At 71.2% G+C, this 24,888-nt stretch carries 23 protein-coding genes and 1 pseudogene; 8 read left to right on the top strand and 16 right to left on the bottom strand.

The window, feature by feature from the left end:
* Positions 1-13: 13 nt before the first annotated feature.
* The 6 genes from Ate02nite_RS09290 to Ate02nite_RS09265 all read right to left on the bottom strand — a co-directional run bounded on the left by Ate02nite_RS09290 (position 14) and on the right by Ate02nite_RS09265 (position 6,571).
* Positions 14-802 (bottom strand): prepilin peptidase, encoded by a 789-nt coding sequence (locus tag Ate02nite_RS09290; protein ID WP_203802248.1) that lies wholly within the window; start codon positions 800-802, stop codon positions 14-16.
* Between the two features lie 28 nt (positions 803-830).
* A complete protein-coding gene (locus Ate02nite_RS09285) occupies positions 831-1,304 on the bottom strand; it encodes a type II secretion system protein (RefSeq protein ID WP_203802247.1) in 474 nt (157 codons plus the stop codon).
* Positions 1,305-1,396: 92 nt separating this feature from the next.
* Positions 1,397-2,629, bottom strand: a complete 1,233-nt coding sequence (locus Ate02nite_RS09280) for a type II secretion system F family protein (protein ID WP_203802246.1) — start codon at positions 2,627-2,629, stop codon at positions 1,397-1,399.
* Positions 2,630-2,633: 4 nt separating this feature from the next.
* A complete protein-coding gene (locus Ate02nite_RS09275) occupies positions 2,634-3,770 on the bottom strand; it encodes a type IV pilus twitching motility protein PilT (RefSeq protein WP_203802243.1) in 1,137 nt (378 codons plus the stop codon).
* A gap of 121 nt (positions 3,771-3,891) precedes the next feature.
* The gene (locus Ate02nite_RS09270) at positions 3,892-5,553 is read right to left on the bottom strand and encodes a GspE/PulE family protein (protein WP_203802241.1); all 1,662 of its coding nucleotides are present in this window, start codon (positions 5,551-5,553) and stop codon (positions 3,892-3,894) included.
* A gap of 55 nt (positions 5,554-5,608) precedes the next feature.
* Positions 5,609-6,571 (bottom strand): GlxA family transcriptional regulator, encoded by a 963-nt coding sequence (locus Ate02nite_RS09265; protein ID WP_239147256.1) that lies wholly within the window; start codon positions 6,569-6,571, stop codon positions 5,609-5,611.
* 71 nt (positions 6,572-6,642) lie between these two features.
* Here Ate02nite_RS09265 and Ate02nite_RS09260 point away from each other — a divergent pair, with 71 nt between their 5' ends.
* Positions 6,643-7,935 (top strand): MFS transporter, encoded by a 1,293-nt coding sequence (locus Ate02nite_RS09260; protein ID WP_203802223.1) that lies wholly within the window; start codon positions 6,643-6,645, stop codon positions 7,933-7,935.
* Here Ate02nite_RS09260 and Ate02nite_RS09255 read toward each other — a convergent pair.
* On the bottom strand, positions 7,925-8,242 hold the full coding sequence (locus Ate02nite_RS09255; protein WP_203802222.1) for an STAS domain-containing protein: 318 nt from the start codon (positions 8,240-8,242) through the stop codon (positions 7,925-7,927). The two genes, Ate02nite_RS09260 and Ate02nite_RS09255, sit on opposite strands and share 11 nt — an antisense overlap.
* A gap of 73 nt (positions 8,243-8,315) precedes the next feature.
* Between Ate02nite_RS09255 and fxsT the strand changes: the two genes are divergently transcribed.
* Complete coding sequence (gene fxsT, locus Ate02nite_RS09250) at positions 8,316-10,739, top strand: FxSxx-COOH system tetratricopeptide repeat protein (protein ID WP_203802221.1); 2,424 nt, start codon at positions 8,316-8,318, stop codon at positions 10,737-10,739.
* Here fxsT and Ate02nite_RS09245 read toward each other — a convergent pair.
* Together Ate02nite_RS09245 and fxsA are read right to left on the bottom strand one after the other, a co-directional pair.
* Positions 10,734-12,275, bottom strand: coding sequence for an aKG-HExxH-type peptide beta-hydroxylase (locus Ate02nite_RS09245; RefSeq protein ID WP_203802220.1), 1,542 nt, complete (start codon positions 12,273-12,275; stop codon positions 10,734-10,736). The two genes, fxsT and Ate02nite_RS09245, sit on opposite strands and share 6 nt — an antisense overlap.
* A 3-nt stretch (positions 12,276-12,278) precedes the next feature.
* Positions 12,279-12,464 (bottom strand): FxSxx-COOH cyclophane-containing RiPP peptide, encoded by a 186-nt coding sequence (gene fxsA, locus Ate02nite_RS09240; protein ID WP_239147255.1) that lies wholly within the window; start codon positions 12,462-12,464, stop codon positions 12,279-12,281.
* Between the two features lie 173 nt (positions 12,465-12,637).
* On the opposite strand from fxsA, the gene Ate02nite_RS09235 reads away from it, so the two are divergent.
* Positions 12,638-13,045, top strand: a complete 408-nt coding sequence (locus Ate02nite_RS09235) for a YbaB/EbfC family nucleoid-associated protein (protein ID WP_203802219.1) — start codon at positions 12,638-12,640, stop codon at positions 13,043-13,045.
* Positions 13,035-13,424 carry a hypothetical protein gene (locus Ate02nite_RS09230; protein ID WP_239147254.1) on the top strand — a complete coding sequence of 130 codons (390 nt, stop codon included), beginning with the start codon at positions 13,035-13,037 and terminating at the stop codon, positions 13,422-13,424. Before Ate02nite_RS09235 ends, Ate02nite_RS09230 begins: the two co-directional genes overlap by 11 nt.
* Positions 13,425-13,439: 15 nt before the next feature.
* Here Ate02nite_RS09230 and Ate02nite_RS09225 read toward each other — a convergent pair whose 3' ends face one another.
* Positions 13,440-13,724: a DUF427 domain-containing protein gene (locus Ate02nite_RS09225; RefSeq protein ID WP_203802218.1), complete on the bottom strand. Its 285-nt coding sequence runs from the start codon at positions 13,722-13,724 to the stop codon at positions 13,440-13,442.
* Positions 13,725-13,877: 153 nt separating this feature from the next.
* Between Ate02nite_RS09225 and Ate02nite_RS09220 the strand changes: the two genes are divergently transcribed.
* From Ate02nite_RS09220 to Ate02nite_RS09210, 3 genes are all read left to right on the top strand, one after another.
* On the top strand, positions 13,878-14,426 hold the full coding sequence (locus tag Ate02nite_RS09220) for a hypothetical protein (RefSeq protein WP_203802216.1): 549 nt from the start codon (positions 13,878-13,880) through the stop codon (positions 14,424-14,426).
* Positions 14,423-15,448, top strand: coding sequence for a PD-(D/E)XK nuclease family protein (locus tag Ate02nite_RS09215; RefSeq protein ID WP_203802215.1), 1,026 nt, complete (start codon positions 14,423-14,425; stop codon positions 15,446-15,448). Before Ate02nite_RS09220 ends, Ate02nite_RS09215 begins: the two co-directional genes overlap by 4 nt.
* 148 nt (positions 15,449-15,596) lie before the next feature.
* Entirely contained in the window at positions 15,597-17,033 is a 1,437-nt protein-coding gene (locus Ate02nite_RS09210; protein WP_203802214.1) for a hypothetical protein, read from the top strand.
* Positions 17,034-17,237: 204 nt separating this feature from the next.
* Here the strand turns inward: Ate02nite_RS09210 and Ate02nite_RS09205 are convergent, their stop codons facing one another.
* From Ate02nite_RS09205 to Ate02nite_RS09185, 5 genes are all read right to left on the bottom strand, one after another.
* The gene (locus Ate02nite_RS09205) at positions 17,238-19,007 is read right to left on the bottom strand and encodes a SpoIIE family protein phosphatase (protein ID WP_239147253.1); all 1,770 of its coding nucleotides are present in this window, start codon (positions 19,005-19,007) and stop codon (positions 17,238-17,240) included.
* 132 nt (positions 19,008-19,139) lie between these two features.
* Positions 19,140-19,820, bottom strand: coding sequence for an activator of HSP90 ATPase (locus tag Ate02nite_RS09200; protein WP_203802206.1), 681 nt, complete (start codon positions 19,818-19,820; stop codon positions 19,140-19,142).
* A complete protein-coding gene (locus tag Ate02nite_RS09195) occupies positions 19,817-20,677 on the bottom strand; it encodes a bifunctional DNA primase/polymerase (protein WP_203802203.1) in 861 nt (286 codons plus the stop codon). Before Ate02nite_RS09195 ends, Ate02nite_RS09200 begins: the two co-directional genes overlap by 4 nt.
* 23 nt (positions 20,678-20,700) lie before the next feature.
* Positions 20,701-21,717 carry a beta family protein gene (locus Ate02nite_RS09190; RefSeq protein WP_203802201.1) on the bottom strand — a complete coding sequence of 339 codons (1,017 nt, stop codon included), beginning with the start codon at positions 21,715-21,717 and terminating at the stop codon, positions 20,701-20,703.
* Positions 21,718-21,755: 38 nt separating this feature from the next.
* Positions 21,756-23,045, bottom strand: a complete 1,290-nt coding sequence (locus tag Ate02nite_RS09185) for an AAA family ATPase (protein WP_203802198.1) — start codon at positions 23,043-23,045, stop codon at positions 21,756-21,758.
* Between the two features lie 624 nt (positions 23,046-23,669).
* Between Ate02nite_RS09185 and Ate02nite_RS09180 the strand changes: the two genes are divergently transcribed.
* Positions 23,670-24,338 carry a hypothetical protein gene (locus Ate02nite_RS09180; protein WP_203802195.1) on the top strand — a complete coding sequence of 223 codons (669 nt, stop codon included), beginning with the start codon at positions 23,670-23,672 and terminating at the stop codon, positions 24,336-24,338.
* Between the two features lie 348 nt (positions 24,339-24,686).
* Here Ate02nite_RS09180 and Ate02nite_RS09175 read toward each other — a convergent pair.
* Positions 24,687-24,888 (bottom strand): annotated as a pseudogene (locus Ate02nite_RS09175) (hypothetical protein); the annotation flags it as partial.

The following is a 24,888-nucleotide window of genomic DNA, read 5'->3' as shown; positions in this document are numbered from 1 at the left end:
GTCCCTTCGAGTCTCAGGCGGTGGGGAGGATGAGGTTCGCGTACCAGTCCGCGATCGGTGCGGCCGCGAAGACCGCGAGGAAGGCGCCCGCGAGCATGTACGGACCGAACGGGATGCGGCTCTTGCGGGTGGCCAGTTTCGCGGCCATCAGCAGGGCGCCGGCGACGCCGCCGAGCAGGAAGCCGGCGAACGCGCCCACGACCACCGAGCTCCAGCCCAGCCAGCCGAGGTAGAGGCCGAGCAGCGGGGCGAGTTTGACGTCGCCGCCGCCCATGCCCTTCGGCAGGACGGCGAGGATCCAGTAACCGGCGTAGAGCAGGACCGCCGCGATCAGGCCGCGGATGGCCGCGTCCCAGCTGTGCTCGGCGATGACCGCCGGCAGCAGCAGGAGCGGGGCCACCGCGTACGACGGCAGCACGATCCTGTCCGGCAACCGCATCAGGTCGATGTCGATCGCGGCCAGCGCGATCGAGATGGCGGCCAGGTAGAGGTACGCCGGCAGTTCCCAGGACCAGCCGAACTTCGCGGCGACCGCCACGAACAGGGCGGCGGTGCCGGCCTCCACCAGCGGGTACCGCATGCTGATCGGCGCGCTGCAGTCGGCGCACCGGCCGCGCAGCAGCAGCCAGCCGAACACCGGGACGTTGTGCCGGGCCCGGATCGCGTGGCCGCAGTGCGGGCAGTGCGACCCGGGCCGGACCAGCGACTCGTTGCGGGGCACCCGGTGGATCACCACGTTCAGGAACGAACCGATCGCGAGCCCGAGGAGGCCGACATAGACGAGCAGCAGCTCATCCGGCATAGCGACCTCCTCGGGCAGCGACAGGTGATCAGCCGGTGGTGATGCAGGTGGCGAGGTCGGCCGCCGTGGACGCCTTGACCGAGCCGCCGTTCAGGCTGTTGTAGACGTAGATCTTGTTCGAGCCGTCCTTGCTGGTGGCGCAGATGACGTAGGACGCACCGTTGTTCGCGAGCTGGAACTTGGTGCCGCTGGAGAGCGTGATCGTGCCCGCGTTGCCGCCGGTCTGCGCGGCCAGCGTGACCTTGGTGACGATGCCGTCGGTGGCGGCGACGGCGGTCGGGTACACGTTGCCGTTGTCGGTGTAGTACTGCTCGACCGCGCTGACCGCACCGCGCACGTCGGACTGGGCCGACTTGTCGGCCGCGCCCTTGCGGTAGTTCAGGTAGACCGGGACGGCGATCGCGACTAGCACGCCGATGATGACCACGACGACCAGGAGCTCGATGAGGGTGAAGCCCTCGTCGCCCTTCTTCGAGCGGAGCCGGTTGATGATGTCGGTCATGTGGGGGTGCCTCTCTGGTTCAGGAGTGCGGGGAAGGGGTGTGCGGCCTTACGGCCTGCCAAAATCGGTCGTTTGCGCACGTACTTGAGAGCTCAGTTGGACTGGATGTTCTGGTAGATCGTGAACATCGGGAGGTACAGACAGACCACCATTCCGCCCACCACCGCACCCATGACGAGGACCATGATCGGTTCGATGGAGGCGGTCAGGGATTCGGCGGCGCTGTCGACTTCCCTGTCGTAGAAATCGGCGACTTTGTCGAGCATCTGACTGATCTGACCGCTTTCCTCACCAACCTCGACCATCTGGGTGACCATCGTGGGAAAGATCTTGTGGTGCCGCATGGCGGACGACATGGGCTGGCCGTCCCGCACGGCCGCCTGGATGTCCTTCATCGCGACGTTGATGACCTCGTTGCCGGTCGTCTCGCCGACCACGGCCAGCGCCTGCATCACCGGCACGCCGACGTTCAGCAGCAGGCCCAGGTTGCGCGAGAAGCGGCTCATGGCCAGTTTCTGGAACAGCGAGCCGAAGACCGGCGCCCGCACCTTCAGCTTGTCCACGGCCAGCCGGAAGTCGGCACTGGTGCGCGCCTGATGCTTGTAAGCGGCCGTGCCGCCGACGAGCAGGATGATGATCAACGGCCCGATCCACCACATGTTGTGGCTCGCGTCGACCAGGAACTGGGTGATCGCCGGCAGCTGGCCGCCAAGGCTCTTGAACATCGCCTCGAAGATCGGAACGATGAAGATCAAGACCGCCGCGATCAGTACGAACGTGAAGCTCAGCACGATCGCCGGGTAGGTCAGCGCGCCCTTGATCTTGCCGCGGAGCGCGGTGTCCTTCTCCAGGCTGTCCGCGATCTGCTCCAGCGCGCGGTCGATCATGCCGCCGGTCTCGCCGGCCCGGACCATCGCGATCATCAGGCGTGGGAAGACCTTCTCGTGCTTGGCCATCGACGCGGAGAGCGAGACACCACCGGACACGTCGGTGCGGACCTCGCCGAGCGCCTTCCGCAGCGGCGGTGACGAGGTCTGTTCCTCCAGGATCGCCAGCGATCGCAGCAGCGACATGCCGGACGCGGTCATCGTGGCGAACTGGCGGGAGAAGACCGCCAGGTCCTTGAGGGTGGTCCGGCCGCCCAGGCCGGGGATCTTCAGATCCCGGTTCAGGCCCTGGCCGGCCTCGGTGACCTCGAGCGGCACCTCGCCACGCTGGCGCAGTGTCTGCGTCGCCGCGGCCTCGTTGGGGGCCTCGACGGTGCCCTTGGACTTGCGCCCGGCGGCGTCGATGCTGTTGTAGTGGAACGTCTTGGTCGTGGGCATGCCATCACATCCGGCCGATGAGTCGCTTGAGTTCCTCCTGCGAATGGCAGAGCTCGAGGGCGACCTGCAAGGTCACCACGCCCTCCCGCACCTTCTCGGCCAGGTGCTGGTCGAAGGCGAGCATTCCCTCGCTCCCGCCGGCCTGCATGAACGAGGGAATCTGGTGTGACTTGCCCTCGCGGATCAGGCTGCGGATGGCCGGGGTCGCGGTGAGGATCTCGACGATCGCCACCCGGCCCTTGCCGTCCGCCTTCGGGGCCAGGGCCTGGGTGACCACGCCCTGCAGGGACGCGGCCAGCTGGGCCCGGATCTGCAGCTGCTGATGCGGGGGGAAGATGTCGATGACCCGGTCGATGGTCTGGGTGGCGCTCTGCGTGTGCAGGGTGGCCAGCACCAGGTGGCCGGTCTCGGCCGCGGTCAGCGCGGTCGACGTGGTCTCCAGGTCACGCAGCTCGCCGACCAGGATGATGTCCGGGTCCTGCCGCAGCGCGTGCTTGAGCGCGCTGGCGAAGTCCTCGGTGTCCGAGCCCACCTCGCGCTGGTTCACCACGCTGCGCTTGTGCGGGTGGAGGAACTCGATGGGGTCCTCGATGGTGATGATGTGCGCGGCGCGGCTGCGGTTGGCGAGGTCCAGGACCGAGGCGAGGGTGGTGGTCTTGCCGGAGCCGGTCGGGCCGGTGACCAGCACCAGGCCGCGGGGCAGGTGGGCGAAGCGGGTCACCGAGTCCGGCATGCCCAGCTCGTCCAGCGGCTTGATCTCGTGCGGGATGGCCCGGAAGACGGCGCCGCACGAGTTGCGCTGCACGTAGAGGTTGCCGCGGAAACGGGAGACGCCGACGATGCTGTGCGCGAAGTCGAGCTCCTGCTTGTTCTGGAACGTCTGCCACTGCTCGGCCGTGATCGCCGCCCGGGCCAGCAGCGCGGTGTCCGAGGAGTTGAGGTTGCCGTAACCGGGCAGCGGGCGCAGCGAGCCGTGCACCCGGATCATCGGCGGGGTGCCGACGGTCAGGTGCAGGTCGGAGCCCTTCGACTCGACCAGGGTGACCAGCATCTGGTTGAGCACGGCCAGATCGCCCGACGTGGAGGCGGGCGGCGCCACCGGCGCCGCCTGCTGCGTCACCGATTGATCGGTCGTGTTCATCGCACCGGCTATCTGTTCGCGGAATCCTGATGCCTTCTAAATTCGGCACCGGCTCGGTTGCCTTTAGGAGGCATTTCACAAGAATCGTGCTAATTAGGTCGAAGTCCGTTAAGGTGCCCCCTCAGATGGCGACCCGGGAGATCTCGCGCACCGAGGTGAGGCCGCCGGACGCCTTGGCCAGGCCGTCCGCCCGCAGGTCGTACATGCCCTGGTCGAGGGCGACCTCGCGGATCTCGTTGGAGGAGGCCCGGCGGATGGTCAGCGACTCGATCTCCGGTGAGATCGGCATGACCTCGTGGATCGCGATCCGGCCGCGGTACCCGGTGTTGGCGCAGTTGCGGCAGCCCTTCGGCCGGTACAGCGCCTCCGGTACGACCAGGTCCTCGAACGGCCATCGGGCTCCGATCAGCTCCTCCTCGGTCGGCGTGTAGGCCTCCTTGCACCAGTCGCAGAGTCGCCGGGAGAGTCGCTGGGCGAGCACGCAGTCCAGCGACGACCCGACCAGGAACGGCTCGATGCCCATCTCGGTGAGCCGGGTGACCGCGCCGGGCGCGTCGTTGGTGTGCAGGGTGGAGAGCACGAGGTGGCCGGTCAGCGAGGCCTCGACCGCGATCTGCGCGGTGTGGCTGTCCCGGATCTCACCGATCAGCACCACGTCCGGGTCGGACCGCAGAATGGCCGGCAGCACGGCCGCGAAGGTCAGCCCGGCCTTCGCGTTCACCTGCACCTGGTTGACCCCGCGCAGGCGGTACTCGACCGGGTCCTCGACCGTGATCACGTTGACTTCCGGCTTGCTGATCCGGCCCAGCGTCGCGTACAGCGTGGTCGACTTGCCGGACCCGGTCGGCCCGGTGACCAGCACCATGCCGTGCGGCTTGGTGAACGACTCGGCGAACCGGCTGAGGTTGTGCTGGGTGAAGCCCAGCTTGTTCATGTCCAGGTCGATGCCGCCGGTGTCCAGCACCCGCAGCACGATCTTCTCGCCCCACACCGTGGGCAGCGTGGCGGTACGCAGGTCGACCGGCCGATCGCGGATCAGCGCGGTGATCCGGCCGTTCTGCGGGATCCGCCGCTCGGTGATGTCGACGCCCGACATGATCTTGATGCGCGAGATCAGGGCGGCCATCACGCCGCGCGGCACGATGTCCACCTCGTGCAGCACGCCGTCGATCCGGTAGCGGACCCGCATCTCGTCCTCGGTCGGCTCCAGATGCAGGTCGGAGGCGCGGTTCATGACCGCCTGCTCGATCAGGTTGTTCACGTACCGCACGATCGGCGCGTCGTCGACGCCGGCCGCCTGGGCGGACATCGCCGTGTCCTCGGCCTCGTCGACCAGATCGCCCAGGTCACTGGACTCGCGCTGCAGCTTCTCGATGATCCGGCGGACCTCGGAGCGGGCCACCACGGCCGGCCGCACGGTCATGCCGGTGGCCGCCCGGACGTCGTCCAGGGCCACCACGTCGCCGGGGTCGGTGACACCGACGACCAACTCGCCGTCGTTGATCGACAGACCGATCACCCGGTGCCGCAGCACCACCGACATCGGGATGCGCTTGAGCGCCTGCGGGTCGGGAGTGAAGCTGACCAGGTCGATCGTGTTGATGCCGAAGGCGGCCGCGGCCGCCGCGGTGAGTTGCTCCTCGGTGACGACCTGGTCGTTGATCAGGACGGCACGGACCGAGCGCCCGCTGCGCTGCGCCTCTTGGGCGGCCGCGTCGACGGCCTGCGCATCGACGCCGATCTGCTTGAGCGCTTCAAGCAGCGGGCGGAACGTCTGGTCCATTACATCCTCAGGGAGACAATTCGGTCTTGTCTCTCACATCGGACGTCGAGGCGTATTACTGAGTGACCGGCCGGAAGGTCTTCCGGTACGCGCTCGGCGCCACCCCGATCGACGCCTGCATGTGCTGGCGCAGCGCCGTGCCGCTGCCCAGGCCGGATCGGCGGGCAACCGTTTCGATACCCAGATCGGTCGACTCGAGCAGAAGCTGAGCGTGAGACACCCGCTGGCGCAGCAACCACTGGCGCGGGCTCACCCCGGTCTCCTCCCGGAAGCGCCGGGTGAAGGTGCGCACGCTCATCCGGGCGTGCGCGGCCATGTCCTCCAGGCTGACCGGGTCGGCGAGCCGATCGAGCGCCCAGTTGCGGGTCGGCTCGGTGCCGATGCCTGCGCTCTGCGGCACCGGCCGCTCGATGTACTGGGCCTGGCCGCCCTCCCGGAACGGCGGCACCACACATCGGCGGGCGGCCCGGTTGGCCGCTTCCTGCCCGTGGTCGGTGCGCACGATGTGCAGGCAGAGGTCGATACCGGCGCCGACCCCGGCCGAGGTGAGGATGTCGCCGTCGTCCACGAACAGGACGTCGAAGTTCCACTTGACCTGCGGATAGAGCGGAGCGATCTCGCCGGCCCAGGCCCAGTGGGTGGCGGCCGGGCGGCCGTCGAGCAGGCCGGCGGCGGCCAGCACCGAGGCTCCGGTGCAGATCGAGACGATCCGGGCGCCGCGCTCGTGCGCGGCGACCAGGGCCTCGCGAACCGCCGGGTCGAGGGTGCCGTCGGTGAGCGGGCCGCCCCGGCCGATGCCCGGGACGATCACGGTGTCGGCTCTCGCCAGCTCCTCGAGGCCGTAGTCGGGCACCACGGTGAACCCGCCGGTGCTGCGCACCGGGCCGGGACCGCACACGTGCACCCGGTAAAAACGGTCGTGGTCGGAGCGCCGGGCGGCGTTGAATACCTGCGGGGGCGTGCCGAGGTCGAAGCCGACCACGCCGTCGAGCACCAATTCGGCGATCAGATGTTGCATGGCCCAATTCTTGCGCATGATGGCCTTCCGGCCACTCGCCTGAACGGCCGCGACAATCCAGGATCTGAAGCGTGCAGAAGTCGTACCGCATTCACCCGGCCTGGTTCGTCGCCGTGATCGCCTTCGTCGCCCTGGTCGGCGCGGCGGGTTTCCGGGCCACCCCGTCCGTCATGATCCGCCCGCTGCACGACGAGTTCGGCTGGTCGCTCGGCACGATCTCGGCCGCCGTCTCGGTGAACCTGCTGCTCTACGGCCTGACCGCGCCGTTCGCGGCCGCGCTCATGGAGAAGTTCGGCATCCGTCGAGTGATCATGGTGGCGCTCGTGCTGGTGTCGGCCGGCTCCGGCCTCACCGTCTTCATGCACCAGAGCTGGCAGCTGATCCTCTGCTGGGGCGTGCTGGTCGGGCTGGGTACCGGCTCGATGGCGCTCGGCTTCGTCGCGGTCATCACCAACCGCTGGTTCGTCAAGCACCGCGGCCTGGTCACCGGCGTGCTCACGGCCGGCGGCGCGGCCGGCAACCTGGTCTTCCTGCCGGTCCTGGCCCGGCTCACCGAGAGCCAGGGCTGGCGGGTGGCGGCGCTGACCGTGGCCGGGGTGGCGCTGCTCGTCGTACCCCTGGTGGGGTGGAAGCTGCGGGACCACCCGGCCGAGCTCGGCCTCGGCGCCCTCGGCGGCGAATTTGAGGAACCCAAGCCGATCGCCCCGGCCGGCGCGGCCCGCACCGCGCTGCGGGCGCTCAGGCAGGCCGCCAAGACCCGGCCGTTCTGGCTGCTGGCCGGCGGCTTCGCGATCTGCGGCGCCACCACCAACGGCCTGGTCGGCACCCACTTCATCCCGGCCGCGCACGACCACGGGATGGCCGAGACCACCGCGGCCGGCCTGCTCGCCCTGGTCGGGTTCTTCGACATCGCCGGCACCATCGTCTCCGGCTGGCTCACCGACCGGGTCGACAGCCGGGTGCTGCTCGGCGTGTACTACTTCGGCCGGGGGCTGTCGCTGCTGGTGCTGCCGTCGCTGTTCGCGGCCACCGCGCACCCCAGCATGGTGGTCTTCATCCTGTTCTACGGCCTCGACTGGGTGGCCACCGTGCCGCCGACGGTGACCCTCTGCCGGGAGTACTTCGGTGCCTCCGGGCCGGTCGTCTTCGGCTGGGTCTTCGCCTCGCACCAGTTCGGCGCGGCCGCCGCGGCCACCACCGCCGGCCTGCTCCGCGACCAGCTCGGCACCTACAACGCGGCCTGGTACGGCGCCGGGGCGCTCGCCATCCTGGCCAGTCTGCTCAGCCTGATGCTGTTCGCCGGAAAGCGGCTCAAGCCGATCGCGCCGGGCATCGGACTGGCGCCGGTGGTATCTAAAGCGTGACTTCCACGACCTCGAGCAGGCCGCTCAGCATCAGGATCTGGTGCACCGGCCGACTCGGGTGAGCCAGCCGGAATCGGATGCCCGCGTCCCGGGCGCGCTGAAATCCGAAGATCAGCGCGCCCAGGCCGGTCGAGTCGATGAAGCTGAGGTCGCGCAGTTCGACCACGATCTCCCGAGGTCGGACGGCCAGCGCCTCCTCCAGGGCCACCCGCACCTGGTCGACGGTGAGCACGTCGACCTCGCCCTGAAGGGCCACGGTGGTGGTGCCCGCGTCACGGTCGAGATTCGTCACGATCTCGTCAGGCAACGGGTCCTTCTTCCACAGTCGTCATGGTTCCACGTACGGTAATCGGCATCACCAAACACGTGAGGAGCGTGGTGTGCCGATCCTGGGCGGTCTGCCGCCGCGTAACCCCCGCTTCGTGGGCCGCGAGGATCTTCTGGCCCGATTGCGGGGCCGGCTGGCGACCGGACCTGTCGTGCTGCTGCCCGGCGAGGACCATCCACTGGGCGGCACTGGACGTACCCAATTGGCGGTGGAATATGTCTACCGCTACGCCGAGACGTACGACCTGGTGTGGTGGATCCCCGCCGAGCAGTCGGCGGGCACCCGGGCCGCGCTGATCGGCCTGGCCCAGCGACTCGGGCTGGCCGAGACCGGCGACATGAACCGCACGCTGGCCGCGGTGCGCGACGCGCTGAGCCGGGGCGAGCCGTTCCGCAACTGGCTGGTGGTCTTCGAGGACGCCAACCGGCCCGAGGAGATCAAGTCCTACCTGCCCAGTGGCGCCGGGCACGTGCTGATCACCAGCCGCAACCCGCGCTGGCCGGCCGAGGTGGCCCAGTCCGAGCCGATCGGCGTGTTCGACCGGGCCGACAGCGTCGATCTGCTCCGGCGGCGTACCCCCGATCTGGCTCTGGCCGACGCCGAGCTGCTGGCCGACCGCCTCGCCGATGTCCCGATGGCCCTCGATCTTTCCGCCGCGGTCCGCGCGGCGACCGGCTGGCCGGTCGCCGACTACCTGTCGCGGTACGACGCGCTCGCCGCGGAGCTGGCCTTTCCCACCCCGATCCGGGTGTCCTGGGGGCTGGCCGCCGACGCGCTGCGCGGTTACGCCCCGGCCGCCTACCAACTGCTCGAGCTCTGCGCCTTCCTGGGCAGCGCGCCGGTCTCCTGGCGGCTGCTGTGGGGCGCGAGGATGCTGCCGCTGCCGGTCGAGCTGGCCCGCACGGTCGGCATCGAGCGCCGGCTGAAGACCGCGCTGCGCCTGATCGGCCGGTACGGTCTGGCCGAACTCGACCCGCCCGGCGAACACCTGATCGTGCACCCGCTGGTGCGCGGCATGCTCGGCCAGGGCCTCAGTTCCGAGCGGCACGGCACCCTGCTGGCCACGGTCCGGGGCATGCTGGCCGCGGCCGATCCCGGCGACCCGGACGACCCGACCGGCCACCCGCGGTACGCCGAGCTGACCCCGCACCTGATCCACTCGGACGTGCTCGGGGCAAGCACCGAGGAGATCCGCCAGCTGGTGATCAACGCGGTGCGCTACCACTACGCCGGCGGCGACTACGACTCCAGCCGGGCGCTGGCCGCCGCCGCGGTGGCCCGCTGGCGGGAGACTCTCGGCGAGCACGACGAGCAGACCCTGCTCGCCTCGTTCCACCTGGCCAACGCGCTGCGCGCGGTGGGTCGCAGCGCCGAGGCGCGGGTGCTCAACGAGCAGACCCTGCGCGCCCAGCGCGAGGTGCTCGGCGGCGACGACGAGACCACCCTGGCCACCGCCAACAGCGTCGGCGCCGACCTGCGCATCCGCGGCCATTTCGAGCAGGCCCGCCAGCTCGACGGCGACAACCTGGTGCGTTACCGGCGGCTGTTCGGCGAGGGCTTCCCGACCGCGCTGCGCTGCGCCAACAACCTCGCCGCCGACCTGCGCCTGCTCGGTGACTTCCGGGGCGCCCGCACGATCGACGCCCAGACCCTCCGGCAGCGGCAGGCGATCCTGGCCGACGGCCACCCGGAGATCCTGTCGTCCCGGGCCGGGCTCGCGTTCGACCTGTTCGGACTGGGCGACTACAGCGGTGCCACCGAGGCGCTGGCCGCCGTCCGCGGCGACGCGGTGCCCGACGATCACCCGTTCGCGCTGTGGGCGAGCCGGGTCGCGGCCATGGCGGCCCGCCGGCGCGGGCTCGCCGACGGACTCGGCCTGGCCGAGACCACCGCGACGCTGACCCGCCGCCGCTTCGGCGACCTGCACGTGGAGACGCTCGCCGCGGTGGTCACGCTGGCCAACGCGGCCCGGGCCGGCGGCGATCTCGACCGGGCCCACGAGCTGCTCGAACGCGCGGTGATCCGCTATCACTCGGTGCTCGGCGACGATCACCCGTTCACGCTGGCCGCCTCGGCCGGGCTGGCCGGGGTGGTGCGGGCGACCGGCCGGCACGCCGAGGCCCGCCGGATCGACCAGGAGGCACTCGGCGGCCTGCGGCGCAGCGTCGGCTCCGATCACCCGTTCACGCTGGCCTGCGCCAATGGTTACGCGACCGACCTGTTCGGGCTGGGCGAGCGGCAGGAGGCGCAGCAGATCGCAGCGGACACCTGGCAGCGGTCCCAGCTGGTGCGCGGCGCCGAACACCCCGACACGCTGGCCTGCGGGTGGAACGCGGTGCTCGACGGCGGCGACGAGGAAGCCCGGCACCAGGCGACCGCCGCGCTGGTCAAGGCCTATGGCGAGGGGCACCCGACGCTGACCCGGGTCGCGGCCGGCGAGCGGCTGGAGACAGACGTGGACCTCCCACCGCTATGACCGGGTGCCTCGACTGAGCCACCCCGCTATGGCGTCCAGTCCGACGTTCTCCAGCGCGAGCCACCCGGCCCGGACTAGTTCGGGCTGCTCGCGCAGGGCCCGATGCGGCGAGACCAGCGCCAGGCCGGACCAAAGATCAAGATCTTCGGACCGAAATTCCAAATCCTTGACGTACGCGGCGTAGGCAGTCCCTGCCTCCCCGTCCAGGTAGGCGTCGTCCCCGCTGCCGGCCCGACCCCGATAGTCACCCGCACCGAGTAGCCGGTGCACGAGGGCGAGCCGCTCGCTGGCCTCCAGCCGGCGTCCGTCGTCCGGTCGGAGGTCGGCTCGCGTGCCGGTGGGGGCCGGCTCGCCGCGCCGCCAGGCCGCGACCAGCTCGGCCACCACGTCATCGGGGACGGCCAGATTGCGCAGCCGCCACCGAGCTCGATGCTCGGCGTTGGCTCCGTCGGCCAGCCGAGCGACCCGCGGGTTGACGGCGTCTGCCTGCCACCCGCTCACCTCGTGGTGCATGACCTGCACGAACCGCGTGCCGGCCGGAGTCAGGCGCCCGCTGGCCAGCAGCACCTCGGCAGCCCCTGCCACGGCTGCTCGCCAGCGGGCGAACTCGAATTCGGCGAGGCGGCTCCCGAGCCCCGCCGGCCCAGCACTTCCCGTCGCCGCCCCGCGCGGTCCCGCCTCGTGGAGTGCGGGCGGCTCGGCGACGGGAAGGTGGGCAAGAGAATTCTCGGCGAGGGCCGGGTGGGGTGACAGGGCCACTCGGCCCTGTCGCTGAGCCGGGATCCGGGCTGCGGCCTCGGTGCGCCAGAAGCGGGTCACCGCCTGGTAGGCGTACGCCCCGTGCAGCAGGCCGGAGAGCGGGCGCGGGTCGTCCCGCCAGGGCGAGCAGACCCGCGGCCCGCCCGGGTTGACCAGGTCGAACAGGGTGTTGGTGGCGTTCAGGAGACTGTGCTGGCCCTCGTGCAGCAGGCCGACCGCGAACGACCGCGGATCGGCCGGGGTGGAGATGGCCACCGCGCCGAAGGCGTTCGCCGAGGTGGCGCTCAGACCGCCGGAGCCGGCGTCGGCCTCCACCGGGACGATCACCGACAGGACCGCGGCCAGGACCTCGGCGGCCGGGCGGTGCCGGGTGGTCAGCAGCCGCCAGGCCTCGGTGAGCAGGCGCTGCCAGGTGGTTACCTCGTCCGGGGTCAGCTGTCGGGAAGGCGTCAGGCCCAGGTGTGCGCGGAGCGGGTCGGTGTCCTCCAGGCGCACCCGCAGGGTGAGGCCGTCATGCGTGGAGCTCAGGTGATGCGGCCCGGCGACCCGGGGCGGTGGGGGCGTTCGGGCCGCCAGCGTCACCGACGTGTGCAGGGCGGCCATCGGGTCGTACAGCTCGATCTGGTCGGGAATCGGGCCGCCGCGCCGGCGGATCTCACCGAGCAGCAGAAGGTGGCGGCTGGCTTGCGCCCGGCGCAGGATCCCGACCGTGTCCGCGGTCGGCCGACCGGCCGCCAGCTCGGCAAATGCCGCGTCGGTGAGCCGGAAGGACTTCACCGGTTACAACGCGGAGTTGAAGCCGGCGATCGGCTCGCCCGGGTCGGTCTGCTCGTCGGCCAGCCGGCGCAGGGCATGAGCCAGGGCCGAGTCACCCTCGTGCCGGGCCAGCTCCTCGAGGGACAGGCCGGCGACGTCGACCATCGGCGATCGCCATTCGGCGGCGCCGTCCTCGGCGGTCCGGTCCACGACACCCTCTCTCCCCGTTGGCGGTGACAATCAATGTATTGCCTGAAGGTTACGGTGGTCGCCAGGGCGGGTGGTGCCCGGGCGTTGTACGGGCGGGTGCGGATGCCGTCGTTGCACACCCGTGATCTCATAGGACGCCAACAGACCGAAAGTCGGCAACGGAGGACAAAACTGTGCCGGGTGGAACTCTCGCGGATCGGCTCGCGGCGCTCAGCGCGTCGGCGACCGGTGACGACGGCGTGGTCACGGTGACCGTGACCGGGTCCGGTGTCGTGACCGGCCTACGGCTCGACGACCGTGTGCAGCGATTAAGCGGTGCCTCGCTCTCGGACGAGATCCTGCGGACCATACGTCGCGCGCACGCGGCGTTGGCCGAACAGGTGGAGGCGGCGGTCGAGGAGACGGTCGGGGCCGACACCGAGGCGGGGCGTCTGGTGCTCGACGCGCTCGCCCGGTCCGGGGCGACGGAGGAACCGGCCATGCCGGTGATGCCGTTCCCCAGCTTTCAGAACGTGCCCACCCTGCCGCAGCAGTCGCCCGGCAACGGTTACGAGAGCGGAAGGGACAGCCGTGCCCGGTGAATCTCCCCAGCTTCCCCGGCGCGGTCCGGCCCCCGCGGTCGACCGGATGAGCAACGCCGAGTTGGCGCGCATGATCGAGGCGGAGCATCCCTATCGGGGGAAGGCGCTGTTCGAGCTCTCCGACCGGATCGCGCACGACGACGACGCGGCGACCAAGGTGGCGATGCTGAGCCGGCTGACCTCGCTGCGGCACGCGCGGCTCTTCGACCGGGTCTCGCTGGCCTGGTCGGCGATCATCGCGCTGCTGGCGGCCGAGACCGAACACTCCCGGGCGTCGGCGTACGAGGCGTTCGGCGCGCTCGACCCGGCGGAACAGGGGGACATGCTCGATTACCTCGAGGTGTCCGCGATCGAGGAGGCCCACCCGCGCATCGCGTGAGCGGGCCCCACATGGTCAGGCTTCTACTCGGACGTCCTTGCGGAAGGCCACCCGGTCACGCACGGCCTTGGCGTCCGGCTTGGGCTCCGGGTAGAACCAGACCGCGTCCGGAGCGGTGTGCCCGTTTGACGACAATGTGTAGTAGGACGCCTTGCCCTTCCACGGGCAGACGGAGTGAGTCTCGGAGGGAACCAGCACTTCCTCGCGCACCGATGTGCGGGGGAAGTAGTAGTTGCCCTCGACAATCACGGTGTCGTCGCTCTCGGCGATAACTTCGTCGTTCCAGATGGCCTTCGGCATACCGTCGAACGTAGCGCGCGCCGCGCCCGACGTCCGATATGCGAACCTTAATCGCTATCGTGGGTGAAACGTGGCGATCGTCCCCCTATTGCCGCGTCAGTGTAAGAAGATCTAGAGTCGATCCCGCCAGATCCCCCGACCGAGAGCGGCCCGGTGAACCATCTGAGCACGCTACCGAGCACCGGTGAGCAGGCCCGTCACGCGCTGCTCCTGATCGGTGCGCCCGTCGGCGCCCGGCTGGTGGTGGACGTGCACGCGGCGATCTTCGACGGCGACCTCTCGATGGCCGACCTGGCCGGTCGGGTGCCCGGCCTGTGCGCGGCGCTGCGACCCGACCTGACCGCGGCTCCCGGCGTGCTCGCGCTGGCCGAGTGGCCGATCGAGCGGCGCATCGTCACCCCCGCGCACCGGCAGGCCGACGAGCTCACCATGGTCATTCGGGTGGCCGAGTTCGTCGCGCTGCGGCCGGGGCGGGCCGCGACCCGGCTTCTGCGCGAGCTGGCTCCCCGCGTACCGCATGGGGTGGAAGCAGTTGATCTGGCCGAAGCGGCGCGTGCCGCGCTGACGTCGCCGCGGCTGGCCGCCCAGCTCGCGGCCGAGGTTCCGGTCCGGGCCGCCGCGGTGGCGCGGGCCGCCGCGCTCGACCCGCGGCAGCAGTTGTTCGGCCTGCCGAGCGTGCCCCACCAGCGAGGACCTGGGTGAAACTGGATCGGTTGCGCGGCAACGCCAAGGCGAAACGGCACAATGCGCGGACCATCGCGGCGCTGACCGGGAACCCCGGTTGCGCCCGGCGGTCGGTGCTCGACGCGGCCGGGATCGACAAGGTCAAGCTGGCCGAGCGGATCGGCTTCCCGGGCAGTTTCGGTCAGTCGCGGTTCGCGCTGGCCCGGGGAAACGCGTTCGAGGCGATGCTCAAGGCGGACGACTGCGCGCTGCTGCGGTCGGTGCTGGACGTCGGCGTCGTCGACTACCAGGACCTCGGCGAGGACGCGGACGACACCCTCACCGCGCGGCACGACCGCACCCGCTCGCTGCTGGCCTCCGCCACCTCGGCGCTGATCGACCATCCGCTGCTGACCCTGTCGGTGGCCGGCCAGACGGTCTTCCTCGAACCGGATCTCATCGCCTTCCAGAGCGAGGGCCGGCTGCGGGTGGTCGAGATCAAGTCGTTCGCGGTCGTCGACGACCAGGCCGACGCCGCAAAGGTTTCGGCCGCCGCGGTGCAGGCCGCCGTCTACGTCCTGGCCCTGCGGGAGCTGCTCGGCGAGGACCGGGTCAGCCACGAGGTGGTGCTGGTCTGCCCGGAGAATTTCTCCTTGGAGCCGGTCGCCGTGCTCCTGGACGTGCGGAAACAGCTCTCCACCCTGCGCCGCCAGCTGTCCCGGCTGGCCTCGGTGCCGTCGCTGATCGACGCCCTGCCGGACTCGGTGTCGTTCGACGAGGCGCTGCCGGTTTCGTCGCTTCTTGCGTCGCTCGCCGAAGTTTCCGCGCGCTACGTGCCCGAATGCCTTTCGTCGTGCGAAATGTCGGTCTATTGCCGCGACGAGGCGTCCGGTTCGACCGCCGCGCTCGGCCGGTCGGTGCGGGAGTCGCTCGGCGGGGTGGAGACGGTCGCGCTGGCGCTCGACCTGTCGACCGGGGCGGCTTCGCCGACCCCCGATCAGGAGGAGGCGGCGGCGTTGTTGCGCGCCGCGGCCCGCCTGCGCCAGGAGGCGCTTTCGTGAGTACGCCGGTCAGCGCGCACGCCGCCACGTCGCCGCCTGCGCCTTCCTGGCCCGCGCCGGCCTCGCCTGGGCTTTCTTGGCCTGTGCTGGCCTCGCACGTCGCTGTGTTGCCGCCCTTGCCTTTTCGGGCTGCCGGGCGCCTCGCCGGATGAGCACGCTCGTCGCGCTTGCCCGCGCGCAGGCGTTCGCGGCCGGCCGGGCGCAACCCATCGCCACCGTGCGCCACCTGCATGTGCATGATCACCCGTTCGTGGTGATTCCGCTGGCCATGGCCGGTGAGGCCAACGCGCCGCTGGCCGCCATGGTCGGCGCGGCCCCCGATGACCCCCGCTTGCTGGTCGTGGCGCAGCCGCGCAACCGGGCCGAGCGGTTCGCCTTCGCCGACGCCCTGGCCGGGGCGCTGGTGCCCTACCTGACCTCGTTCGCCGGCGACACCGAGGCGGTGGCGGTCGACCGGGGGCGGGACGTGCGGCACCGGTTCGTCGACGCGCCGCAGGTGTGGGTGCCGAACACCGGGGGCGTCGACTTCCTGCGGTTGTTCGGCCGGTCGACCCGGTTCCGGCGGGTGGACGGCGAGTATCCGGTGCCGCCGACCGTGCCGCTGCTCGGCCAGTGGCTGACGTTCCTGGCCGGCGCGTCCGAGGTGCCGGGCTCGTCGCTCCTGCTCAACGCGGTGCAGGCGCTCGGCCTGCACTGGGCGACCGGCCAGAGCGGGGCCGAGGACGCGCATCTGGGTTCGCTGCTGGCCTGGATCGAGTCGGGCGCGGCGGCCGCGCGGGAGGCCGAGTCGGGCCCGGTCGCCGGCCCCGCCACCGACCCGGACTTCGACAACCGGGTGCTCGCGCCGCTGATCAGCGACGGCGACCCGGCCCTCACCCCGGTGCTGCGGGAGCTGCTGCTGCCGACCTGGCAGCGGATGTGGCGCACCCTCGCGCTGCTGCGCACGCTGCCGGCCGGCGAGCGGGTCGCCGGCCGCTGGGACAGCGACCGTGACTCCTACTCGTCCTTCGTCGAGCACCTGGCCGAGAGCGGCCTGCCCCAACCCCGCCGGGACGGCGCGGTGGCCGCGGCCGCCCGCCTGCAGCGCCTGGAAAATGCGGCCACCCGCTATGCGGTCCAGCGTGCCTTCGACGATCCGCTGGTGATGGCCGAATATCGGCTGGCCGGGGTGGCGTTCGGCGGGGTGGTGACGCTGGCCAACCCGGACCGGGTCGACGACACCGGCAAGCGCCCGGTGCTGCGCCCGCGGATCATGGTGGCCACCACCGAGACGCTGCGCATCGAGGCGGGGGCGACGCTGACCTCGCCGGCCCGGCCCGCCCAGAAGGCCAAAGTCATCTCGGTGACCCGCACCGAGACGGGGTGGGACGTGCTCCTCGAGCTGTCCGGCGGGATGGGCCGCAAGCTGATGGCCGAGCCCGGCACGGTCCCCGCGGTCGGCGAGAAGCTGCTGCTCACGACTCTGAGCGAGGCCTATCGCCCGGGCGCCGCCTTCCCCGAACCGGCCGAGACCCCGTGGACTCACGGCGGCCCACCCGAGCCTTATTCGGACCCGGCCCAGCCCGACGACGACCAGCCCGACTGATCCCGCCCGCCGGACATCCCACCCGGCCGCGACGCAGAGCGGCGCGGCCTGCCTGGGGCGCGGCCTGCCGGCGGGGGCGAGGCGGGCGGAGCCCGCGAGCCTGGGTGAATGGCCGGGCCCGCCCGGCGGCCGGGCGCGGAGCGTGCGTTGCAGGTGGCCGGTCCCCGCGCACGGGACTTTTCCGACGCCCGTATTTATATGGTTTTAAGTCAGGCGGATGACCAGCAAGGCGATGTCGTCGTCGCGGCGGGTGACGGTGGTCAGCAGGCGGGCGCAGAGGTCTTCGGTGGGCAGGGCGGCGTTGCCCAGCAGGACCTCGCGGAGGCGGGCGATGCCGTCGTCGATCAGTTGGGCCGGGTGTTCCACCAGGCCGTCGGTGTAGAGCAGAAGCGTCGAGCCGGGGAGTACCCGGCGGCGATGGGTGCTGCGGTCGTCGCGGGGGACCAGGCCGAGCAGCGGCTCGGGGGTCTCCCACCAGACCTCGACCTCGCCGTCCGGGCGCAGCAGCACCGGCGGCGGGTGGCCGGCGTTGGAGAAGGTCAGGTCGTAGCCGTCGCCGGCGCGGCGCAGCCGGGTCAGCACGGCGGTGGCGGCGGCCGGCATGCTCAGCCCGTGCAGCGCCCGGTCGAGGTGGGACAGCAGCGGACCCGGCTCGTCGTCGCGGCCGTAGGCGTCGCCCCGGATCAGGTTGCGGACCTGGCCCATCGTCGCGGCGGCCTCGATGTCGTGGCCGGAGACGTCGCCGACGGCGAGCATGACGCTGCCGTCGGGTTGGACGAAAGCGTCGTACCAGTCGCCGCCCACCGCCGCTCCGACCTGGGCGGGCAGGTATCGGGCGTGCAGCTCGATGCCCGGAATGTCGGGGAGTTCGGGCAGCATGCTGTGTTGGAGGACCTCGGCCACGTGGCGCTGGCGGCCGTAGAGGCGGCTGTTGTCGACGGCCAGCCCGGCCCGGCGGCCGATCTCGGCGGCGGTGCCCTCCTCGGCCTCCCCGAACGCGCCCCGCTCGACCCCGTTGACCAGCATCAGGACGCCGATGGTGCGGCGGCCGACCGGGGCGGTGATCGGGGCGACCAGGTAGGAGCCGAAGCCGAGTCGCTCGGCGATCTCGGCGATCTCGGCGGTGGTCATCCGGGTGTGCAGCGATTTCGGGTCGGCGTGGTCGCGGCGGATCGGCCCGGACGTGCGTTGCATTGCCGCGACCAGGGCTTTCATCTCGCGCGGCGCGTCGGCGGCGAGCTGGGCCAACCGGCCGGCGGCCGAGGCGTGGGCCGGGTCGAAATGTGCCGCCGAGACATGCCGGACGATGCCGGACGGCTCGGCCAGCGCCACCACGCACCAGTCGGCGAGCCGGCCCGCGACCATCTCGCCGAGCCGGCCGAGGGCCTTGTCGATGTCCATCGTGGCGGACAGCGTCTCGGTCAGCTCGCCCAGCAGGCTGAGCTGGTCGTGCGCCGACTCGGCGTGCCGCCGGGCCTCGTCGGCGATCTCCCGGGCGATGCGTAACCGCAGCTCCGAGGAGCAGATCTCGCCCAGCTCGACCAGCAGCGCGACCTCGCTGCGGGTCCAGGTGCGGGGTTCGCGGTCCATCACGGCGAGCGTGCCCAGCACGTGGCCGTCCGAGTCGGTGAGCGGCACCCCGGCGAACGCGATCGCCCCGAGGTCGTGTACGGCCGGGTTGTCCCGCATGGCCGGGTCGGCGCGCACGTCCTCGACGACAAGCATGCGCCCGGCCTCGAGGACGTGCCGGCTCAGCGAGTGGGTTAGCGGCATCTCCCGGGCCGACGCCAGCGCCTCCGGCAGGCCGACCTGACCCGGCAGGAACTGCCGGTCGGCCGAGAGCACGGTCACCAGCGCGACGGGCGCGTCGACCAGACGCTCCACCAGGTCGGCGATGCGGTCGAAGGCCACGTCGGCGTGCGCGCCCAGACCGAGGCGCCCCACGGCACGCAGGCGGGCCGGGTCTCCCAGCACGCCACCCGCAGCTTTCTCGACCAAGTCTCCCCGCAGCACGTCGCCCCCCGGCCGCTTCAGCCTCGCCAGGTTACCCGCTCGGCAACCCCTGATCGACCCCCCGTTCATCCGTTCCTGCCTGCCAAAATCCGGTCAGCTTTCCGGCGCTGAATCGGCCGCCGTGGTGACGTCGGCGTCGGCCGCCGCCGGGGCCCAGCGCTTCGTCCAGGTCTCGCGCAGCGTCTCGAAGGCGGCGTCGTCCAGGCCGTAGGCCGAGACCGTCACCTCCATCCGCCCCGCGTCGCGGTCGTCCAGCGGCAGCCGGCCGGCCACCACGACCAGGTGGCCGTCGCCGTCGACCGCCCACGCCACCCGCGGCCCGGACCGCTGCCACTCGCCGCCGCCCTCGACCAGTGCCAGCGCCTGCCGCCCGGTCGTCTCGCCGGTCAGGTAGAGCGTGCGGCGCCGGCCCGCCGGCCGCCGGTCGAACAGGAACCGCAACTGCACCAGGAACGCCCGCCAGCCCTCCTCGATCGCGTCGAACCGCTCGGTGCCGGCCGAGCCGGAACCCTCGCGAATCACCCGCACGGTCGCGTGGTCGTCGTCGCCGGTGACCTCCAGATAGGACCCGTCGGCCCAGCCCATCTGCTCCGGCGCGAGGAACGTCGCCTGGTCCACGAAGATCTGCTGGATCTCCGCGTCGAGCCCGTCGTAGTCCCACCCGAACCACTGACGCAGCACGGCCGGCTGCGTGACGGCCTCCCAGGTCTCGTCCCGGCCGGCCGCCACCGCGACCTCCACGTCATAAGGCTTCAAGCCTCGTCGATCGGTCATGCCCTCAATAGTGGAGCACGCGATGACTCGGCATCGATCGGCATCCGTCGACCCGCCGTGAGCCCGGACCGGATCGTGCGCCGCACCTCGACCCGGCCCAGCCCGGCCCGGCGCGCGGCCGTGTCGAGCTCACGGACGACGTCGCCGGGGTCGAGCAGGCCCGCCCCGACCAGCCGGCCCAGCGCGAACGCGGCCCGGTTGAGCGTGTCGTTGCGGGCGCCCAGCGGGGCGGCCGCCACCCGTTCGGACTCGGCCGCCAGCGCGACCTGCGCATAGCGGTCGGGGTGAGTGATCGGGTGGTGCGGCGCGGGTGACGGGACCGGGCCCTCGATCAGGGCCAGCAGCGCGGACGCACCGGCGGGCAGGTCGTCACCCGGACGGCGCACCCACCGGTAGTCGCCGCCGCCCGCGTGCCGGGACGGCGGGGCCACCACGTAGCCACCCGCGCCGCGCCAGTCGAGGCCGGGCAGCAGGTGCACGCGGTTGCCGAACCCGGTCGGCCGGAACCAGAGGTGCCACCCACCGCCGCCGGTGCGCACCCGCGGGCCGGCCGGCAGTGAACCGCCGAGCAGGTGGATCAGGCCGTGCCAGCCCTCGGCCGAGTCGATGTCGGCGACGTCCATCGCGATGCCGGTGCGCAGCCCGAGGTTGGCGGCCGGCCAGCGGGCCCACCACAGCTCGATCTGGCGCGGGTCGGTGCTGGCGTCGGTCAGGCCGTGCCGCAGGCGGGGGTGCTTGCCGGGTCGATCGCATCGGACTCCTCTGTCGCAGGAACAGCCGCCGCTCGGGTCAGGCGTGTGCACCGGCAGGACCGGGATGCCATGCCGGGCGTATGCCAGTGCGGCTGTCAGTGACATTAGAACAAGCGTACGACAGTTTTTCAGAGGGTGGAGAGGACGTGGGCGATGTGGTGGGAGGTGCTCCAGGACATCCAGCTGGCCGAGCTGCCGCCGCCCCGAGCCGTCCGGGCCCGCCGGGCGATCTCGGCGTCGCCCCAGGAGAACCGCGCGCCCTGGGCCGGCCAGTGCGCCGAATGCACAAGCGTGCGGCACAGGTCCTGGCAGCGGTCGTCGGAGCGGCCGCCGCGCCGCGACCAGCGGTAGATCCACCAGTTGTGCTCGGCGGTGTACCGCAGCGTCGGCAGCTGCCGGTGCCGCTGCACCCCGAGCCGGCGGACCGGCGAGGTGACGCCGTAATCCGCGTACCCGATCCCTGGTTCGCCCAGCCTGGCCCACACCCGGGCGTCGAGCCGGCCCACCGTGACCGGCAGGTCGGTCGGCAGATCGTCGAGGTTGGCCGGCATCGCGCCGGACGCCACGCTCACCGAGCGCCACGGCATCCCGCGCGCCCACCGCAGCACACGCCGGCACTGCTCCTCGACCGTGTCCGCATGCGACACGCAGGCGGTCTCGGCCAGGTCGATCAACAGGTCGATCTCCTCGACCACCAGGCCGGACCAGCGCAACAACCGCTCGGTGACCTCGGTCGCCTCCGCCGGATTCCCGGCGTCGGCATGCGGCTGAAGCCGCAACACCGCCCGGCGCAGATGCATCCGCGCGGCCCGGCCGTGGTCACTCAACAGGCGACTGCTTTGGTACGGGCGGAGCACCGGCAACATGGCTACGCCCAGGTCGGCCAACGACTCGGCCATGGTGATCGGGTCGACCCGGTCTTCCGGCAGCGCACCGAAGTCGATCGCGATCGCTCCCGTGCGCGGCGGCATCTCCCGGATCAGCGGCAGGATGCTCGGCCCCGGTTCCACCTCCAGGATGGGCATTACCCGGGCGGCATCCCCGGCTGTCAGATGACTCAGGGCCGCCAGTTCACCGCGGCGTGGACGCAGGATGGGACGGTAGGCGTCGTCGCGCAAGGACCCCGCCGTCGTGAAGACCGCCATTCACTCAACGTAGCGGTAACCTGTCGTATTAGCGACACTCATCGATTTAAATGCGAGAGTATGGCCTGATTTGCCTCCCAGCCGTCCGGGAACTTCACCGGCACGTTGAGGTGCACCGGCTCGGTCGACGGGTGCTCGTCGAGCAGTTCCGCGATGCCGTCCCGGGCCACCACCACGCACGCGTGCCGGTGCCTCGAGGTCAGCACGCACAGCCGCCCCGACTCCAGGTGGAAGGCGGTGGCGTCGCGCCGGCCGGAGAGCGGGTGCAGCACGATCGTCAAGTCGTACTCCCGGCCCTGCAGCCGGTTGGCGGTGTCGACGGTGACGCCGGTGGCCTCCGGCGGAAGCTGTGCCCGGATCGCCGCGGCCTGGTCGCGGTGCGCGGCCCCGATCGCGATGCGCTGCGCGGTCAGCGGCCGCTCGCCCGCCTCCGAGACGGTCACCCCGCCCCGGGCCAGCGCCCGGGCCGCCAGGGCCGCGCAGGCGGCGGCCGCCTCGGCATCGGTGCGGATGGTGAACCGCTTCGCCAGTCGGTGCAGCCCCCAGCCGGTCGCGGCGGCGCTGTCGAGCACGTCGTCGAGCGGACCGCTGCCGCCCTGGAAGGCCAGCGTGCGATCGCCCGGCCCGGTGCCCGACCGGAACCCGGTGAAGGGGTAGAACGCCTCGGCCACCACGCCCGCCGCCGAATGCGGGAGGCGCCACGACACCGGCAGGCGGTGCACCGGGAGGTCGGGGTTGTGCCGCAGCAGGACCGCGACCGCACTCTGCATCGGATCCCAGGACAGGCCGGTCCAGCGGTCGACCTCGACGGTCGAGAACGGGTCGAGCTGGCCGGGGTCACCCACGAACAGCGCGCGTTCGAACCGGGACGCGACTCGGAGCAGGGCGTCGGACCGCATTTGGTACGCCTCGTCGACGATCGCCCACGGCCAGCGGCCGTCGACCACGGTGGCCCACTTGGCCGCCGTACCGATGGTGACCGCCGGTGATCCCAGATCCGCGACCTTCGCACCCACCCGGCAGGCCGGGTGCTCTTTCACCCGGTCGGACGGCTGGTAATCCACCGCCGACAGCCGCCCCACGGTGACCTCGGGCGACCGCGTGCCGAGCCGCTCGACCAGGTCGTCGACCTGCTCATTGGTCTGCGCCACGATCATCAGCGGCGTCCCGGTGGCGGCCAGCTCGCCGGCCGCCCGCACCACCAGCGTCGACTTGCCCGCTCCGGGCGGCGAGTCGACCACCACCCCGCGATGATCGGCGGTTCGCAGGTCACGCAGGACCGCGTCGATCACCCGGCCGGCCTCGGCGGCCGGCGTATTCGTACTCACTCGGGCACGGTAGCGCGCTGATCATCAGTTCTGCTCTCACTATGTGGACAGAACGATCTCCCGGGTGAGTAGTTTGTGGACGGTGCTGTCCACGTCGCGTGGAAACGGTCTTAACCGGGCGAAGTGGTGGCTATTGCGGCCCCGTGACGGAAATCTGACAGCTGGGTTGTACCGAGCGCGGCAGCGGTGCCAGTGCCGGACCGCCCCTGGTGGGGGATCGAGTGACCACTGTGGATCTCAGCTGGCGGTATGGGAGCGCGCCCATTCTTGAAGGTTTTGGGATTGGTCTATGTCTCTGTGCAGGTGAGGGGCATTCAGCCGTCACTGTGAGTGGATGTTTGCGCGGTGGTCACCACTCTGAAATATGGGAGTGATTCACTGTGTACGCGGGTTGAAATTCGAAGCCGACATGCAACTTGCACGCGCGGTTCGCCGTGCAAGTTGCATGTTTCGCAGCCTTCCGACCTGCAGCTCCATCGTCGTGGCTCTGTTCTGATCGTCGCACTCGTTTTCATTCATGAGCGTTTCTGCGATGTCCGAAGCCGACCCTTCCAGTCGATCACCGGAAGTGGAACTCTTCTAAGCCAGCAGTAACGCCAGCGACACGGACGGTGGTGGTAACGAATGCGCCCAGACGTTCTGGTCGGTCCGAGCGAGTGGGTGGTCGAGCAGTTCGGCGACAAGGTTGCCGGTGAACTGTGGACCCGGGTTCCCGAGGCGTTGAGCACCGCGATCGACCGTGAGGTCAACGCTCACCCCGCTATGACGCAGACCATGGAACGCGTGATCGCGAATCCGCGATGGCCGCTTCCTTACGAGGAGCTCGTGCTGTTTCTCGGCACGCTCCCCGGCGCAGAGATCATCAGTGTTCCCAAGTCCATCTACCAGCTCGTTGTGATCAACGGACATGTCGTGGTGCCGTGGTGCTACGGCCAGTCCGCATTGACGTCCATGCGCGACGTCGAGGTCGGCCGCTCGTTCGGCCGGCTCGCCCGGGAACTGCTGCGCCGGTTCGGCCCGCCGTGGCGCCGTTCCCAGGCCGAGGCCCCACTCCCGCTCGACGCCGTCGACGAGCGCGAGGTCGCCAAGATCTGCGCGGCGATCGCGAAGATCGATCCGAAGCCCGAGGTGGTAATCGCCGGTTTCGCCGGAGCTCCGCACCTCGGTCTGCTCCGGGCCTGCCTCGGCGAGATCAAGTCGACCGACAACGGCCACCTGCTCTGGAGCCACCTGGACGACCTGCCGCTCCCGCCGCCAGTGATTCCCCGCCCACGCCGCATGCAATTCCCCTGATCGGCCCTTCCCCGCAGGCGGGGCCACTAACCGGTCCCGCCTCGGGGAACGACCAGCCCACGGCGCGCGGCACCAGACCCGGCGATCGCCAGAGCCACGACGCGCTCGACGCCACGCCGACGAATCCGGCCATTTCGCGCGCTGAGGCCGCGTCTCGGAATTAGTCCCTTTTGGTCGCCCGGCCCGGGGTTCATGAGGCTTCGGCCGCATGCCTGGCACCGCGCCAGGAGGGCAGCCAGCTCTCCTGGCTGGCCCGCTGAGGGGTTCGGCCTTCGCTCGTGCCTGGCATGCGGTCGGAGGGCGCCCTTCTTTCCTGCCTTGCGCTGCGCTGAGAGATTCGGCGTTCATTCAGGCCCGGCCCGCCTCGCCCGGCGCGGCTCGGCGCGGTCCGGCCCGATGCGGTCCGGCCCAGCGCGGTCTGGCCCGACGCGGCCCGGCCCGACGCGGCCCGGTCTCGCGCGGCCCAGCCCAGCCCGGCCCAGCCCGGCCCAGCCCGGCCCAGCCCGGCCCAGCCCGGCCCAGCCCGGCCCAGCCCGGCCCAGCCCGGCCC

Source organism: Paractinoplanes tereljensis (genome assembly GCF_016862435.1).
Classification (GTDB): Bacteria; Actinomycetota; Actinomycetes; order Mycobacteriales; family Micromonosporaceae; genus Actinoplanes; species Actinoplanes tereljensis.
The sequence above is the reverse complement of the archived record's forward strand: the minus strand, read 5'-3'. Positions and strand labels throughout refer to the sequence as shown.

Excerpts from the sequence above, each read along its gene's own strand:
- Ate02nite_RS09270 (WP_203802241.1), bottom strand. The coding sequence starts at position 5,553 with ATGGACCAGACGTTCCGCCCGCTGCTTGAAGCGCTCAAGCAGATCGGC.
- Ate02nite_RS09225 (WP_203802218.1), bottom strand. The coding sequence starts at position 13,724 with ATGCCGAAGGCCATCTGGAACGACGAAGTTATCGCCGAGAGCGACGAC.
- Ate02nite_RS09190 (WP_203802201.1), bottom strand. The coding sequence starts at position 21,717 with ATGGCGGTCTTCACGACGGCGGGGTCCTTGCGCGACGACGCCTACCGT.
- Ate02nite_RS09195 (WP_203802203.1), bottom strand. The coding sequence starts at position 20,677 with ATGTCACTGACAGCCGCACTGGCATACGCCCGGCATGGCATCCCGGTC.
- Ate02nite_RS09180 (WP_203802195.1), top strand. The coding sequence starts at position 23,670 with ATGCGCCCAGACGTTCTGGTCGGTCCGAGCGAGTGGGTGGTCGAGCAG.
- Ate02nite_RS09210 (WP_203802214.1), top strand. The coding sequence starts at position 15,597 with ATGAGCACGCTCGTCGCGCTTGCCCGCGCGCAGGCGTTCGCGGCCGGC.
- Ate02nite_RS09290 (WP_203802248.1), bottom strand. The coding sequence starts at position 802 with ATGCCGGATGAGCTGCTGCTCGTCTATGTCGGCCTCCTCGGGCTCGCG.
- Ate02nite_RS09265 (WP_239147256.1), bottom strand. The coding sequence starts at position 6,571 with ATGCAACATCTGATCGCCGAATTGGTGCTCGACGGCGTGGTCGGCTTC.
- Ate02nite_RS09200 (WP_203802206.1), bottom strand. The coding sequence starts at position 19,820 with ATGACCGATCGACGAGGCTTGAAGCCTTATGACGTGGAGGTCGCGGTG.
- Ate02nite_RS09275 (WP_203802243.1), bottom strand. The coding sequence starts at position 3,770 with ATGAACACGACCGATCAATCGGTGACGCAGCAGGCGGCGCCGGTGGCG.
- Ate02nite_RS09285 (WP_203802247.1), bottom strand. The coding sequence starts at position 1,304 with ATGACCGACATCATCAACCGGCTCCGCTCGAAGAAGGGCGACGAGGGC.
- Ate02nite_RS09280 (WP_203802246.1), bottom strand. The coding sequence starts at position 2,629 with ATGCCCACGACCAAGACGTTCCACTACAACAGCATCGACGCCGCCGGG.